A 16457-nucleotide genomic window follows, 5' to 3' on the forward strand; every position below is an offset into this window, starting at 1 on the left:
AGGCGCCATGATCAATCTTTAAGTAATGAAACGATCAAGAGGATGTCCCTACAAGCCATGAAGATGGCGGGGGCATCCTTTTTTTATTGTGTATGTATAGAATTGAAAAAAGTGAGTCGGAGTGTATCGAGGGAGAGAGTGATTTGTGAATCTTCTATGATTCATGGAATGTTGAATGGAAGCGCTTTGAAACACGTCAAAAAAACTTTATACTTTGTGAAAGATTTCACTATACAAGACGGAAAGTATGTGATAATATGAACATGTAGAGAAAAACAACTCAAAAATTGACAGGAGGACGAGGGACATGGCAGTGAAAAATGAAGTGCCCGCCCAAGTGAAGCAACCAACAGCTGAGGAATATATTCAGACTTTGGTAGATAAAGCCAAGAAGGCTCAAGAAGCGTACATGCAATTGGATCAAGAGCAAGTCAACACAATCGTTCATGCAATGGCGTTGGCAGGACTCGACAAGCACATGTATCTGGCGAAACTGGCCGTAGAAGAAACAGGTCGCGGGGTCTATGAAGACAAAATCACGAAGAACATTTTCGCAACAGAATATATCTGGCACGGAATTAAATATGATAAGACCGTAGGGGTCATCGAAGACAACTCCTACGAAAGTTTCCAAAAGATCGCCGAACCGGTCGGGATCGTTATGGGTATCACGCCGGTAACCAATCCAACATCCACCACGATGTTTAAAGCTCTGATCGCCGCAAAGACACGTAACCCTATTATATTCGGTTTTCATCCATCTGCGCAAGAGTGTAGTGCAGCATCCGCCAAAATTCTACATGACGCAGCAGTTAAAGCAGGCGCACCTGAGAACTGTATCCAATGGATCGAATTGCCGACAATGGACAAAACCAACGCACTCATGAACAATCCTGATGTTGCACTGATTCTGGCAACAGGCGGATCGGCGATGGTTAAAGCAGCTTATAGCTGTGGTAAACCGGCTTTGGGTGTAGGTCCTGGTAACGTGCCTGCCTTTATCGAAAAGAGTGCCGATATCGACCAAGCGGTCACTGACATCATTCTTTCCAAGACATTCGATAATGGTATGATCTGCGCATCCGAGCAAGCCGTAATTATTGAAGAAGCTATCTTCGATCAAGTGAAGAAGAAAATGATTGCGAACGGTTGTTACTTTGTTAACAAAGAAGAAGCTGGCAAGCTGACTTCCGGTGCAATGAACGTTGAAAAATGTGCAGTGAATCCGGCAATAGTTGGTCAATCTGCAACGAAGATCGCGGAAATGTGTGGTATTCAAGTTCCAGCAGGCACCAAAATCCTGGTAGCTGAACTTGAAGGTGTAGGAACAAAATTCCCGTTGTCTGCAGAAAAGCTGAGCCCGGTATTGGCTTGTTATAAAGTTAAAAATGCCGATCAAGGTATCGAACGTGCTGCCGAGATCGTTGAGTTCGGGGGCATGGGCCACAGCTCGGCTATCCACTCGAACAATGAAGAAGTCATCATGAAATTCTCGAATCGTCTGCAAACCGGACGTATTCTGGTAAACTCGCCATCGACACATGGTGCCATCGGCGATATTTACAACACTAATATCCCTTCGCTGACCCTGGGCTGTGGATCTTACGGACGCAACTCGGTATCGCAAAACGTGACTGCCATCAATCTGATCAACGTGAAAAGGGTGAATCGTCGTACCGTGAATATGCAATGGTTTAAAGTACCCGACAAGATCTATTTCGAAAAAGGTGCAACTCAATACCTTGCCAAAATGCCTGATATTACACGCATTGCGATTATCACTGACCCTATGATGGTGAAATTGGGCTATGTGGAAAGAGTTGAACACTACCTGCGTCAACGTCAAACACCAGTAGCCATCGAAGTGTTCTCGGAAGTAGAACCAGATCCATCGACAACTACTGTAGAAAAAGGTACGGCTATGATGAACAGATTCCAGCCGGACTGCATCATTGCACTTGGTGGCGGTTCCCCTATGGACGCAGCCAAAGGTATGTGGTTGTTCTATGAACACCCAGACGCTGACTTTAACGGTCTGAAACAAAAATTCATGGATATCCGCAAACGGGTTTACAAGTTCCCTAAACTGGGTAACAAAGCTAAATTCGTTGCCATTCCTACAACTTCGGGTACTGGTTCGGAAGTTACTTCTTTCGCGGTTATCACTGACAAAACAACTGAAACACATACTAAATATCCTTTGGCTGACTATGAGCTCACGCCTGATGTAGCTATCATAGATCCAGAGTTCGTATACAGCTTGCCAAAAACTGCTGTTGCTGACACAGGGATGGATGTATTGACACATGCGATTGAAGCCTATGTATCGGTTATGGCTAGTGACTACTCTGATGGTCTTGCCATCAAAGCTATCCAACTCGTATTCCAATACTTGGAGAAGTCCGCACTGGAAGCTGATCCACTAGCTCGTGAGAAAATGCATAATGCTTCCACACTTGCTGGTATGGCGTTCGCTAACGCATTCCTGGGCATCAACCATAGCTTGGCGCACAAATGGGGTGGTCAATATCATACGGCTCATGGTCGTACCAATGCGATTCTTATGCCGCACGTTATCCGCTACAATGCCAAGAAACCAACGAAGTTTGCTTCGTTCCCTAAATATTCGCACTTCGTTGCGGATGAGCGTTATGCAGAAATCGCTCGTATTCTGGGACTGCCAGCTCGTACCACTGAAGAAGGGGTTACTAGCTTGATCAATGCTATCCGCGACATGAACAAGAAGCTGGGTATTGAGGAGTCGTTCCAACAACTTGGCTTTGATCCTAAGGATTTCGAATCGCGTGTTGACTATCTGGCTGACCGTGCATTCGAAGATCAATGTACAACTGCCAATCCAAAAATGCCGCTTGTCAGCGAACTTGCAGACGTATACCGCAATGCTTTCTACGGCAAATTCGATAACTAATACCACAGTTGTAAGCTAAGGATTCCGTTCCTTGAGAAACTGGATGGTAGTGACAAATATCACCGGAAAGGTGATATTTGTCACAGTCCTTTTTCAGAAAATAAACTAAAATATTTATATAAACAAACAACGATCCCACCTATAAAATCACTTTTGTGAATTTTATAACAACCATTATGATGGGGTCGCGAGACACGGGATTAACCTTCAAGCCCGCGATCTCTACAATACTATAAATATAAATGGAGGGATTTAGCATGTCGGTGATTGAAAAAGATGTACAAGAAGTGAAGTCGGGTTGGCACGGTTTTACAAAAGGTAAATGGTCTAGAAAAGTTAATGTGAATGACTTTATTGAGAAGAACATTACCCCCTACCTGGGTAAGGAAGATTTCCTAGCCGGAGCTACTGAGAATACCAAGGAACTGTGGAAAATTGTTTCTGAAATGACCAAACGGGAAATTGCCAATGGCGGTGTGCTTGACGTAGATGTGAACACCGTATCTACGATCGTATCGCACAATCCTGGTTACATTGACAAGGACAAGGAACAAATTGTCGGCGTTCAGACTGACGCGCCTTTTAAACGTTCCATTCAACCGTTCGGTGGTATTAAAATGATGATTGATGCCTGTAATGCATACGGATTTGAACTTCCGCAAGGCATTGTCGACATGTTCACGAACATTCGCAAAACGCATAACCAAGGCGTATTTGATGCATATACAGATGATATGAGAGCAGCGCGCAGAGCAGGTATTATTACCGGTCTTCCAGATGCTTACGGCCGCGGTCGGATCATTGGCGACTACCGCCGTGTAGCGCTTTACGGAATTGACTTCCTGGTCAATGAAAAGAAACAAGACCTCAAAAATCTTGAAGTGGATGCTATGAGCGAATCTGTAATTCGTCTTCGGGAAGAGGTCTCCGAACAGATCCGCGCACTGGGCGAACTGAAGAAAATGGCGGCTATGCACGGCTTTGATATCTCCAAGCCAGCTAACACTGCCAAAGAAGCTTTCCAATGGGTGTACTTCGGATATCTTGCAGCGATCAAAGAACAAAACGGTGCGGCAATGTCCCTTGGACGCGTATCCTCTTTCCTTGATATCTATGTTGAGCGCGATATCGCAGAAGGCATTTTGACCGAAGAACAAGCACAAGAGTTAACAGACCATTTCGTGATGAAATTGCGTATCGTTAAATTCCTGCGCACTCCTGACTACAATGAACTGTTCAGTGGTGACCCTACCTGGGTTACTGAATCCATTGGTGGTATGTCCGTAGATGGTACAACACGCGTAACCAAGAACAGCTTCCGTTTCCTGCACACCCTGTACAATCTGGGACCAGCACCGGAACCGAACTTGACTGTACTATGGTCCGAGAAATTGCCTGAAGGCTTCAAGAAATATTGTGCCAAGGTATCCATCGAGACTAGTTCCATTCAATACGAGAATGATGATCTGATGCGTCCGATCTATGGCGATGATTACGGTATTGCATGTTGCGTATCAGCAATGCGCATCGGTAAACAAATGCAATTCTTTGGCGCACGTGCCAACTTGGCAAAAGCATTGTTGTATGCTATCAATGGTGGTGTGGACGAGAAATCCGGCGTACAAGTCGGACCTGAGCTTCCGCGCATCACTTCCGAAGTTCTCGATTATGAAGAAGTAATGAAACGTTTCAAACCAATGATGGAGTGGTTGGCTAAGCTGTACATGAACACGCTGAACGTTATCCACTACATGCACGATAAATATTCCTACGAGCGTATTGAAATGGCCTTGCATGACCGCGATATTCTGCGGACTATGGCTTGTGGTATCGCCGGTTTGTCTGTTGCAGCCGACTCCCTAAGCGCCATCAAATATGCCAAGGTTAGACCAGTACGCAACGAACAAGGTATTGCCATTGATTTTGAAATCGAAGGTGAATTCCCTTGCTACGGTAACAATGACGATGCCGTAGACAGCATCGCTGTAGATTTGGTTGAATCTTTCATGACAATGATTCGCAAGAACACTGCATACCGTGATGCTTTGCCGACACAATCCGTACTGACGATCACTTCTAACGTGGTATACGGTAAGAAGACAGGTACTACACCAGACGGACGTAAAAAAGGCGAGCCATTCGCACCGGGTGCGAACCCAATGCACGGCCGTGATAAGAAGGGCGCCCTGGCATCCCTGAGCTCTGTTGCCAAACTGCCTTACGAGGATAGCCTGGACGGAATCTCCAATACCTTCTCCATCGTGCCTAAGGCATTGGGCAAGGAAGAAGAAGGACGTAAATCCAACCTGGTATCCATGCTTGACGGATACTTCGGCAGCAAGGGTCACCACCTGAACGTTAACGTGTTCGCCCGTGAGCAATTGATGGATGCTATGGAACATCCAGAGAACTACCCACAATTGACCATTCGCGTATCCGGCTATGCTGTTAACTTCATCAAGCTGACTCGCGAACAACAATTGGATGTAATCAACCGTACGTTCCATGGTTCGATGTAAGCTGATAACGGAATTACTTTGACTTTAGCTATATCATTATGATATTCGCAAGGAGATGCCGCCCTTGTCACAAGGGCGGCAAAATCTTGCTTCAAATTAGTTTAAATTTTAAATTTCAGGGCCGCGATGTAAGACACAACAGTCTCAGGGGTAGGAATCTTCTTCGTGAAGGAGAGGCTGTTAGTCAGTCGTGGAGAAAGGATGACTCCTAATGATTAAAGGTCGCATACACTCCTTGGAAACCTTTGGAACCGTTGACGGGCCTGGCATTCGATTTGTTTTGTTCATGCAAGGCTGCCTGTTGAAATGCCAATATTGTCATAATCCAGATACATGGGCATTAGATGAGGGAAAGGAAATGAGCCTGGAAGAGGTTCTCGCCGAGATAGAGCCTTACCTGAACTATTACCGTACCTCTGGGGGCGGTTTGACCGTATCCGGCGGAGAGCCAACGCTGCAGGCCCATTTCGTCAAGCAATTGTTTACGGAAGTGAAAAAACGCTGGAATCTGCACACCACGCTGGATACCAACGGCTACAATGAAGGGGACAAGATTAATGATTTGCTGGATGTGACAGATCTCGTGATGCTGGATCTTAAGCATATTGATGACGAAGCCCACATGAAGCTGACGGGCAAATCCAATGAGCGGACACTGAAGCTCGCTCGCTGGTTGTCAGATCACGATCGTAAAATGTGGATCCGGCACGTCTATGTTCCTGGCATTCATGACCGGGAAGAAGATTTGTTGAATCTTGGTCGCTTCATCGGCAGCCTGAATGGGGTAGAGAAGTTCGAGATCCTGCCGTATCACCAGATGGGCGTATACAAATGGGAGATGTTAGGCAAGGCATATGAGCTTGAGGGTGTTCCCAGCCCAACTGAAGAGGAAGTACAGCGGGCTTACCAACTGGTTGAAGAAGGTCGCAAGCAAGTCGAACTGGTATAATATCTTGTCATAAGAACATAAGAAGCCGTCCCAAAATAGCTGCTGCTAAAGGGGCGGCTTCTGTTATGATATAAGAATAATCCGCTTACAAACTCATTGTAGAAGAGTCGCTCCTCTTAGTTTATGTTAAAATACATAACATTAAATTGTTATACGATCAATAAACAGAGCATTTCTTATTGTTTTATGATGATTATTCAAGTTTGTAATTAGCTTTCAGAAACTTTAATGTTATATATACTAACGTTAAAAGTTAAAAAATAACAATGATTTCGCTTACATTAGACAATTTTATCCCTGTTGTAGATGAATCTTAACCTTACGTTAACAATCACCTTTTTTTATAATAGAAACTGTAAACGAAATCATTAAATAGGGAGGGTCACAAAAATGAAAAAAAGTATGACTTTGCTGTTGTCCCTGATTTTCGTAAGCTCTGCGCTGCTTGCCGGTTGTGGAGGAAATAACAACAATAGCACTACCAATGGTGGGGGCAACAAAACTGGAACAAACACGGTGGAAGCTACGAACGCGCCTGCTACTGAGGAACCGGTAAGTGAGGAGCCGTTCGAAATGACGATCCGTCACACACAAGTAGGGGCAGACAAACAAAAACGCTTGGCTATTTTGGAGGATGTAGTTAAGAAAGTAGAAGGGGATGTTCCTGGTTTAACCTTTAAGCTCGACGGCGTTGAATCAGACGTTAACCGCAAAGAAAAACTTCGTGGTGAAATGGCGGCAGGCAATCCACCGCAGGTATTCGATCTGTTCGGTAGCCCTGACTCCAAGATTTATGCAAAAGAAAACAAGCTCCTTGATTTGACGCCTATTCTGGAAGAACTGGGCATCAAAGATAAGTTCTCCAACCTTGATCCGTTTACTTATGAAGGCAAGATCTACGGATTGCCAATCGGCGGTTCCGGCGAAGGATTCTTCTATAACAAAGAGTACTATAACAGCAAGGGTTGGAAGGCTCCTACGACTTTTGCCGAACTGGAACAACAATTGGCAGATATCAAAGCTGACGGCAAAGTGCCATTGGCTGGTGCCTCCAAAGCAGGTTGGGTACCGTTGATGCTGGCTAACCACTTGTGGTCCCGTTATGCTGGACCGGAAGTTACTGCTAAGTTCGCTACTGGCGAAGCTAAATGGACGGATCCACAAGTCGTTGCAGGCTTTGCCAAGTACAAAGACTGGGTAGACAAAGGGTACTTCAAAAAAGGCGAACTGGGCTTCGAGTACGCTGAATATACAACACAATTCACAAGTGGTGAAGCCATCCTGTTGTATGACGGAACATGGAAGTCTTCCGTTTTCAAACCAGGTCAATCTGGTGAAGGCCTGATCGGTAAAGTTGGATTCTTCAATATTCCTCCGGTTGAAGGTGGCGTGGGTGACCAAACTGCTCTGATGCGTGATGTGAATAATGGTTACGGCTTCTCTGCTGCGGTAGCTAATGATCCTCGTCAATTGGCTGCAGTGAAGTCCTTCATCAAAAATCTGTTTAATGAAGAAATGCAGCTTCGCGGACTTGTAGAAGATGGCGTGCTGCCTGCAATGAAGATTGACCAAAACGTATTGAATGAGAATATTACAGACGATCTGATGAGCGAGATCGTGGCTGTACTGAACAACTCCCAATCCTCATTCCCGGCCTTTGACTCTCTTGTGCAAGCGGATGTAACCACCGAGATCAGTAACATTCAAATTCAAAAGCTGATCGGCGGACAGACCACACCTGAGAAGATGGGCGAAGCGCTGCAAAAGGTTCAGGAAGAAGCCAACGCGGCAGTGGAATAAGAAGCAGGAAACTGAATGTACCCTGGCGCTTGTTCCAGGGTACATTTTTTAAAATACTTCCTTAAATCGTTCTCTGATGTCTAAGCAATTGGAGGTAGCCATGAATAAAGCATTAAGAAACCCTGTGGTTTTCACGCTGTTTGTTATTCCTGCTTTAATTCTGTTCCTGATGTTCTTCATTTATCCAATCTTCAGTTCCATCTATTACAGCTTTACCAGTTGGAATGGTGTATCATCGACAGTTAAATTTACTGGCTTAAGTAATTATTCGAAGGCTTTTGGGGATGAAAGGTTCTGGATTTCGGTGAAAAACAACGGTTGGTTCATTCTGTTCTCCGTATTTATCCAAGTTCCTTTGATCGTGATCTTCTCTCTTCTGATCGCAAATGTGAAAAAGCTGAAGGGTCTGTACAAGACAGCGGTATTTATGCCATCGATTATGTCAACGGCGGTTATCGGAATCCTGTGGGGCTTTATCTACGAGCCAAACATTGGACTCCTTAACAAACTGCTGAGTTTGGTCGGAATCAACCCGGTATACTGGCTGTCGGATGAACGGTTCGCGATGCTGTCCATCCTGATCACCAATGCGTGGCAGTGGACCGGATTTTATATTGTCATGGTGCTGGCGGCTATTCTGTCCATTCCAGGCGAACTGGATGAAGCTGCGGCAATTGATGGCGCTACCCGCTTCCAGCGGGCGACCCGGATTACTCTTCCTTTGATTGTCCCTATTATTTCAGTAGTCATCATGCTGTCCATCGCGGGTGCGATGAAGGCGGCGGATATCGTTATCGTCATGACGAAGGGCGGACCAGCAGGTTCTACCGAGGTTATGGCAACTTATATGATTAAATATGCGATTACCAACTTCAAATATGGCTACGGCAATGCCATTGCAGTTCTGATCTTTGCGTTCACGCTGGTGGTCACGGTACTGTATCAAGTGCTTATTGCCCGGCGTACAGAAAGGGTGGAATACTGATGCGCACCCTGAAAAAGAGTCTGCCCCATGTGATCCTGCTGGGTTATCTGCTGGTCATCCTGTTTCCCTTCCTATTCGTGCTGTTCTCGTCTGTGAAGAAGGATAACAACGCGATTGCGCTCAATCCTTTTGGCATTCCGAAAGAGTTTGTCTTCAATAACTATGTTGAGGCATGGGTCAATGCGAAAATAAGCACCTATTTCTTCAACAGCTTGTACATTTCTATCTTATCTTCGGTAGTATCTATCCTGCTGGCCTCGATGTTTGCGTTTGCAATCACGCGTATGCGCCAGGGCAAATGGAATACGATATTGTTCTCTCTGGTTCTGGTAGGGATGCTGATTCCTAACAACGCACTGATGCTGCCAATCTACAACATTGTGCGCAAGCTGGGAATTCTGAACACGCACTGGGCTTTGATCATTCCTTATATTGCGAATGCGATTCCTTTTACCATCATTATTTTGGCTGCTTTTATGCGATCTTTGCCCTCCGAAATTGAGGAAGCAGCCGTTATGGATGGCTTGAATGCCCCTGGTATCTTTGCTAGAATTATTGTACCTCTAACGGTTCCCGCTATGGTTACAGTATTCATTGTGAATTTCCTGGGAAATTGGAATGAATTCTTGCTAGCCAACTACTTCCTTTCCAATGATGAACTGCGTACGCTTCCAGTGGGCATGGTCCAATTCCGCGATCAATATCAGATGAACTATGCACAGATGTCCGCGGGGATTGTCTACAGCGTATTGCCAGTGGTTGTTATCTATGCGATTTTGCAGGAGAAAATCATTGAAGGCGTTACAGCGGGTAGTGTGAAAGGATAATCCCTTAGGGTCAGGAGCATGGCCGATGAATTTGCGTTATAAACTCTTTACGGCATTTGTGGGCCTGATTATCATTCCATTATTTATTCTTGGTATGATCATGTTCTTCGTGACTTATAATTCTATTGAGAAAAAATATAGCCAGCAGTCGGAATATTCCCTGAAGGCGATCAGCTACAGTATCTCCAATGTCTTCAAAGACATGGACAATGTAACAGACAACGGAATTGCCACCTCGGTATTCCATATGGCGCTAAGTGCTGATGATCCATCCAAACAGGATCTGACGGATGCCGAGCAACTGAACCTGAATGCCAGCCAGCGCAATTTCCGGAGTCTGTTATACAATCATCCTTCGATTAGTTATGCGTTTTTGTACAATTTTAATGGAAAAGGCAGCTCGGAGATTGTCTCGGTTTTCACCAAAGAGAATTTCCGCACGATGCCTTATGACAAATTCAAAGAGAGCGACTTGTACAAGCAAGTAATGTCGCTCAATGGTGTGCCCAAATGGCTGGCTCCTCACGAATACCCGGAACTCACGGGGACTGAACCCGTGTTTACGCAAATTCGGCTCGTGAAGGAGCTAAGCTTTTTCCAGAATATAGGCATACTGGTTGTTCAAATTAAAAACTGGGAGTTCGAGTCGATCTTCCGCAATTTGAAGATAGGCGATAGTGATCAGAATGTATCCTTCATGCTGGTCAATGATGACGGTATGATCTTGTTTGATCCGGACCGTAAGCTGGATGGGCAGAATTTTGAATCTTTTACCACTAAGCAAGTAGCCTTCAAAAAAGGATTTCAGAGCTTTAAAACCGAGTTCGACGGCGAGAAAAGTATTCTCTCGGTATACCACCTGAAGGATTATCCGTGGAGTCTTGTATCCGTGACCTCTTGGGAGACATTATCCCGTGAAGTGACAGTGTTTGCGCGCTGGTTCGTGATTGTTGTATTTATCTGTTTCTTGGCAGCCGTTTTCTTCAATCTGTTCTTTATGAACCGGATTACCGGGGCCATTGCGGTCATTGTCCGTTTCATGCGTCGTGTGGAAGATGGAGATCTGACTACCCGTGTCGAGGAAAAAGGGAACGATGAGCTGACCCTGCTGGCGAAGGGCTTCAACGATCTGATGAATAAGATCAATGGTCTGTTCAATCGAATTCAGGTCGAGCAGCGGCGCAAGAATCAGGCCGAAATGCGTGTGCTGCAGGCACAGATCAAGCCTCATTTCTTGTTTAACACGCTGGAGTCAATTAATGTGCTGGCGGTACAGAATGAAGGGCGAAAAGTAAGCGAAATGGTCTACAGGCTGGCCAGTATTTTACGGATCAGCATTCAGGGCAGGGATGAAATTACCGTTGGGGAAGAGACGAAGCATCTGCGCAATTATTTGGATATCCAGAAGTTCCGTTTTGAGGATCTATTCGACTATGAGATCGACATTCCTGAGGAGCTAATGAGCTGCGGGATACTAAAGCTTACGCTACAGCCGCTTGTGGAGAACAGTATTCAACACGGCTTTGAGGGGATTGATTATACAGGCAAGTTGATCATTCAGGGCTGGGAAGAACGAGGGAATCTGATCCTGAGAATCTCAGACAACGGTATCGGCATGACGCCGGCTCAGTTATCACTGTTTCAGTACATGGTGAACGAGAACGCGGAGCAGGAAGTTAAGGACCAACCGGAGAATCGGATGTACCATGAGCGACGGGGACTTGGTGTCCGCAGTGTGGCCGACCGTATTCGTATTGAGTATGGGGACTTATACGGTGTCTTTATCTGCTCCAGCCCGGGTCTGGGAACGATCATACAATGCGTCATACCTAAATACGAGCAGGGGGAAGATCATTATGCTAAAAGTATTATTGGTTGATGACGAGGCGCCGATTCTCAACAATTTGAACCGTGTGCTGCCCTGGGAAGAAATGGGCATGACTGTGTCGGGTATGGCCCGCAGCGGTATGGATGCTTTGCGTATCGCCGAGGAGATACATCCTGATCTTGTGTTGTGTGACATTCGCATGCCCGTCATGGACGGTCTGACATTCGTCGGTAAGCTGCGCGAGCTTGGCAATGAGTGCGAGGTACTGCTGCTCACCGGCTATCAGGAATTTGATTATGCGCGTGAAGCGATCCGACTTGGGGTGAGGGAGTACATCTGCAAGCCGATACACTATGAGGAATTGGGCAACAAGGTGCGTGAGATCGGGGCCCATATTCGCAGCAGAAAATACAAAGATAAATTGTTTAATAGTCTCCCTTTGTTCCAGGAAGTGCCGGATAACGGAAGTGAGAACTCGAAAAAATCATCGGATCAGCTCATGAACATGGCAGTACAGTACATTACAGAAAAGTTGAGTTCCGATATTGGTATTGAAGAGGTAGCTGGCAAGCTTGGTATTAGCAGCAGCTACTTCTGCTTGTTGTTTAAGAATCGCTTCTCTATGACATTTGTCGAATATGTAACGCAGCAGCGGGTCGATGCCGCCAAGTTCATGCTGGCCCACAGCGAGAAAAGTATTGCGGTAATTGGCTCGGGAGTCGGCTATCAGGAACGGCGTTATTTCACCAAAGTATTCCAGAAACAGACGGGAATGTCGCCTAAGGAGTATCGTGAGGCCTGGAAGCGTAGTGCCGAGTAAGCCAAGTAATCATTTGGTGGGGCTTCCAAGAAATCTTAATCCTATAAAAAATGCGTAATGACATACTATAAACACCTCCTGGATCAAGGTTAGCGATTCAGGGAGGTGTTTTCCCATGTTTATGGGAACTAGCGTTAATCTTTTCTTTACATTTCTGAAACTTTTTAAGACCTTATGCGTCTAATACTATGTTTTGTTAAAAAGGTTCGTGGCAGATCTGACCGCCGTCCTTATGGATGGCTGCATTTTTGCAGGGAATGTGGCTGCTGTATATCTAACAAGATCGTAGTGCGCTAATATTCCGTCAAATAGGAGCAGAAGGAGTCATACAATGAATTTTAGAAAACTCGCATTAGTTGCTGTACTGGCCGTTTCCCAGGTCGCTGCAGCCGTTCCGGCATTTGCGTCCTCCGTAAGTGGTACGGTGATCGGCACAGTTGGTGCCGCTGTCACGGATACTGCGCCACAGAGCACGGTCAATCCGGCGGGAGCAACAGACGCATTGCCGCATCAGCCAGAGGCCACAGAACAGCCTCTTAACAACGGAGCGCCTGGAGCAGATCAAGCTTCACCCACGCCACCACCAAGTGACGTACCCGTAACGACAGAAACACCTGTATCTACAACGTTGCCAACAGCAACACCAGTACCGAGTGCAACTCCGACGCCAACCGTTACTCCGGGCTCAGGCGTACAGCCTATTCCTACTGGTGGTCCCAATCAGCTTATTCTGATGATGAACAGCAACAAGATGTATGTTAATGGTGTTCTGTATCTGGCTAACCAGCCAATGGCAGTCAAGAATGGTGTATCCTATGTTTCAATCCGCGCCATGGTGGAGCGGGTAGGGGTCAAATTCGTTTTTGACAACAAAACAAAGGAAACAGTCGTAACTAAAGGTACTGACGTTATGCGGTTCAAGACGGACAGTAATGTCTACACTGTCAATGGTAAGAAGGTAACGATGAAAGGTCCAGCTTACCTGTTCAATGGTACCTTTATGATCCCGCTAACCTCCATTACTGCGGCACTGGGCATTCCTTATACCGTAGATAATGTACAAAAAAGTGTCACTCTGACACTGGATACCAAGCCTAAAGCTTCCTTCACGATTCAGCCGACCGAGATCTATGCAGGCCAGCCTGTAGCCTTTACTACAACCAGCTCTTCCCCGAATGGCACGGCCATCGTTGAAGAACGCTGGGATGGCAAGCAGGATGTATATGATCGACCAGGTTCCTATACCGTTAGCTACTCCGTTAGAGACGCGAATGGAGAATGGAGTAATCCTTACTCTGTAACCATTAATGTCCTGCAGCCCAACCAGCCGCCGGTAGCCAACTTCACGACAGATAAAGATGAATATAAAATGGGTGAGCCAGTGACCATTACTGATCACAGCTACGATCCTGAAGGCGAAGAATTGACGGTCGAATGGTCGAATCGCGCACTTGCCTATTTCAACCCGGGTCCAGTCTCCATTCAATTGAAGGTTACGGACAAACACGGACTCAGCGGAACTTTTGAAAAGACGATTAATATTACAAGTGAGCAGTTGTATACGCAGGACGAAGTAGCCAAGTTGTTCACGCAACCGGGTGATGTTCTGACCATCGATGGAGGTTCTATCCCAAGCTATCCTAATGTGGCGTACAACACCTCTTCCGAGCCATACACACTGATCCGCAGTAACAGTCCTGAGACAGTGAACACCGAAGGGGTGCTGTACCGCGAGACGGCCCTTGGTTCGACACGTTTCCTGGTTCACCATAAGAACAACATGAGCACAAGACAGAAAGTGTATATCATTGCAACCAATAACAATCCGGAACCAGCAACGATTACGACCCAATTTGTCGGATTTGCGGGTCCAGCAGCATCACCTGAGTATACAGGCAAAATTTCTGTTATGAAGTACTATAATTCAATTGTGACTGGTCAGAATTATAGCACGATCACACTACAGCCGGGACAAAGCGTTCCAATCCTGACGGATACTAGCAAAGTCGCTATGAAGCCGGGTGACATCATCTCACTGAGTGCTGACCTGATGAGCGATTATGCCATCCAATATAACGTAATCATGATCGAGCAGACCAAGGATCCGTTGGCTACATTGCCGCTGCTACCTATTCTTGACCGCGACGGTGTGCACAACCGTGGTACGTATCCTGATTCCACCCGCATCATCACTGTGCCGGATGTAGTAGGAACAGTGCCGTCCAGACTTGTTTTGGGAGATAACAAGAACGATTTGAACCTTATCGGTACGGATCCAATGAATGGAACGGAGGCTTCCAATGCGGGAAACTTTGGCGTATTGTACAAGATCAAGATTGATCGCGTAGCACCAAACACTCTGATCACTTTCAACCCGCGCGGAGGCAACTACCTGGGTTCTGTTCTTGTAAATGGTGTGATTGTGAATCTGGCCAATAAAGGAAGCTTGTCGAATTCTGACATGAACGCGGTGCTCTTCCGTACCGGTGAATATGAGGGCTCGGTTGAGATGCTCTTCACCGTTGCATCCGGAAGTAATCTTCCTGTAAACTTTGTCTTCACTCCGCTTCCAGCTAAAAAGTAAGGATATTCACAGTTTAAAGCACTTATAAATAGATTTTCTTATCCAGCCCGAGGGCGTTCTGATATTGAACGTCCTCGGGTTTTTGTATGAATTGAATACATATGGACTGATATTTGATTAGGCAAGGATGAAGCTTCATTGACGGAGCATTTATTTTGGGGCATTATAAAGAGAGTGTTATTGAAATGAACAATTATTATGGGAGATGAGCGTATGCTGTCGACAGATCAAATATTGGAAGTCATGTCGGGGCAGGGACTGCGAATCACCGATCAGCGCAAAACGCTTGCCAAGTTATTCGGCGAGAATACAGGATATTTGTCAGCGAAGGATGTCTATGATCATATGGGTCGCAAGTATAGCGGTCTCAGCTTTGATACCGTCTACCGTAACCTCCGGGTCATGGAGGAGCTGGGTGTGCTTGAGCAGGTCGTCTTTGAAGATGGCGTGAAGTTCAAAGCAAGCTGCGTACACGATCATCATCACCATCATATGATTTGCCTTCAATGCATGAAGACTTATCCAATCCATTTCTGTCCGATGAATTTGACTGATACGCCGGACCAGTTCCGGGTCGTCAAGCATAAATTTGAGGTGTTCGGTTACTGCAAAGATTGTGAAGAGACCCGAGAAGAAGAGTCAGTGTCGGCAAATCTTAGTAAAGCAGGGCATTAAGATGGGAGTCGGACGCAGAACGATTCAGGCGCCAATCCGGGTATACCGCAAGTATATTTCTCCGCTTAAACCAGCTACTTGCCGCTTTTACCCGACCTGCTCAGCTTATGCACTGGAAGCGGTAGAAGTTCATGGTCCTTTGAAGGGTTCATGGCTCGCTGCGAAGCGCATTGCACGCTGCCACCCGTTCCATCCGGGAGGCTTGGACCCGGTCCCTCCACTTAAGGAGGAGCCTCCAAAGGGAGGAACGTCTCAGGTTACTTGACATGACGGCGTCTTTTTGGGTATATTTTGGATAATAACTTGATTTCCGAGGAACGGATGAGTAGATCGGGACACCTGTACAGAGAACCGGGGAAGCTGAGAACCGGCAGGAGACGCCAGATTGAATATGGTCCGGGAGGAACTGTGTTCGAGCGAAGAACCGCATGACCGGGTTCACGTAAGATCACGGCGTGTTCCAGCGTTAATGGGCAGTTCCCGGCAAGGGAACTGGAGAAGCCTGTTCTCTGTGAGGAGACAGGGAATTTTGGGTGGTAAC

The 16457-nt window shown here is 46.2% G+C and carries 11 protein-coding genes; all 11 read left to right on the plus strand.

The features are described from left to right. Positions 1–307 precede the first annotated feature (307 nt). The 11 genes from adhE to yidD all read left to right on the plus strand — a co-directional run bounded on the left by adhE (position 308) and on the right by yidD (position 16181). Positions 308–2929, plus strand: coding sequence for a bifunctional acetaldehyde-CoA/alcohol dehydrogenase (gene adhE, locus ACFVRY_RS13770; protein ID WP_387500753.1), 2622 nt, complete (start codon positions 308–310; stop codon positions 2927–2929). Positions 2930–3186: 257 nt separating this feature from the next. Further along, positions 3187–5448 (plus strand): formate C-acetyltransferase, encoded by a 2262-nt coding sequence (gene pflB / locus ACFVRY_RS13775; RefSeq protein WP_387500754.1) that lies wholly within the window; start codon positions 3187–3189, stop codon positions 5446–5448. Between the two features lie 211 nt (positions 5449–5659). Next, a complete protein-coding gene (gene pflA / locus ACFVRY_RS13780) occupies positions 5660–6397 on the plus strand; it encodes a pyruvate formate-lyase-activating protein (protein ID WP_387500755.1) in 738 nt (245 codons plus the stop codon). A gap of 390 nt (positions 6398–6787) precedes the next feature. Next, complete coding sequence (locus ACFVRY_RS13785; RefSeq protein WP_387500756.1) at positions 6788–8197, plus strand: extracellular solute-binding protein; 1410 nt, start codon at positions 6788–6790, stop codon at positions 8195–8197. Positions 8198–8297: 100 nt separating this feature from the next. Then, positions 8298–9182 (plus strand): carbohydrate ABC transporter permease, encoded by an 885-nt coding sequence (locus ACFVRY_RS13790; RefSeq protein WP_387500757.1) that lies wholly within the window; start codon positions 8298–8300, stop codon positions 9180–9182. Next, a complete protein-coding gene (locus tag ACFVRY_RS13795; RefSeq protein ID WP_066363793.1) occupies positions 9182–10009 on the plus strand; it encodes a carbohydrate ABC transporter permease in 828 nt (275 codons plus the stop codon). Before ACFVRY_RS13790 ends, ACFVRY_RS13795 begins: the two co-directional genes overlap by 1 nt. Before the next feature lie 25 nt (positions 10010–10034). Then, on the plus strand, positions 10035–11888 hold the full coding sequence (locus ACFVRY_RS13800) for a cache domain-containing sensor histidine kinase (protein WP_387500758.1): 1854 nt from the start codon (positions 10035–10037) through the stop codon (positions 11886–11888). Next, entirely contained in the window at positions 11866–12657 is a 792-nt protein-coding gene (locus tag ACFVRY_RS13805; protein WP_387500759.1) for a response regulator transcription factor, read from the plus strand. Before ACFVRY_RS13800 ends, ACFVRY_RS13805 begins: the two co-directional genes overlap by 23 nt. 331 nt (positions 12658–12988) lie before the next feature. Next, positions 12989–15241: a stalk domain-containing protein gene (locus tag ACFVRY_RS13810; RefSeq protein ID WP_387500760.1), complete on the plus strand. Its 2253-nt coding sequence runs from the start codon at positions 12989–12991 to the stop codon at positions 15239–15241. 213 nt (positions 15242–15454) lie between these two features. After that, positions 15455–15916, plus strand: a complete 462-nt coding sequence (locus ACFVRY_RS13815) for a Fur family transcriptional regulator (protein WP_387500761.1) — start codon at positions 15455–15457, stop codon at positions 15914–15916. A gap of 1 nt (position 15917) precedes the next feature. Continuing rightward, positions 15918–16181 carry a membrane protein insertion efficiency factor YidD gene (gene yidD, locus ACFVRY_RS13820; RefSeq protein ID WP_387500762.1) on the plus strand — a complete coding sequence of 88 codons (264 nt, stop codon included), beginning with the start codon at positions 15918–15920 and terminating at the stop codon, positions 16179–16181. The last annotated feature ends 276 nt before the right edge of the window (positions 16182–16457 follow it).

Source organism: Paenibacillus sp. NPDC057934, assembly GCF_042887565.1.
GTDB lineage: Bacteria > Bacillota > Bacilli > Paenibacillales > Paenibacillaceae > Paenibacillus_AQ.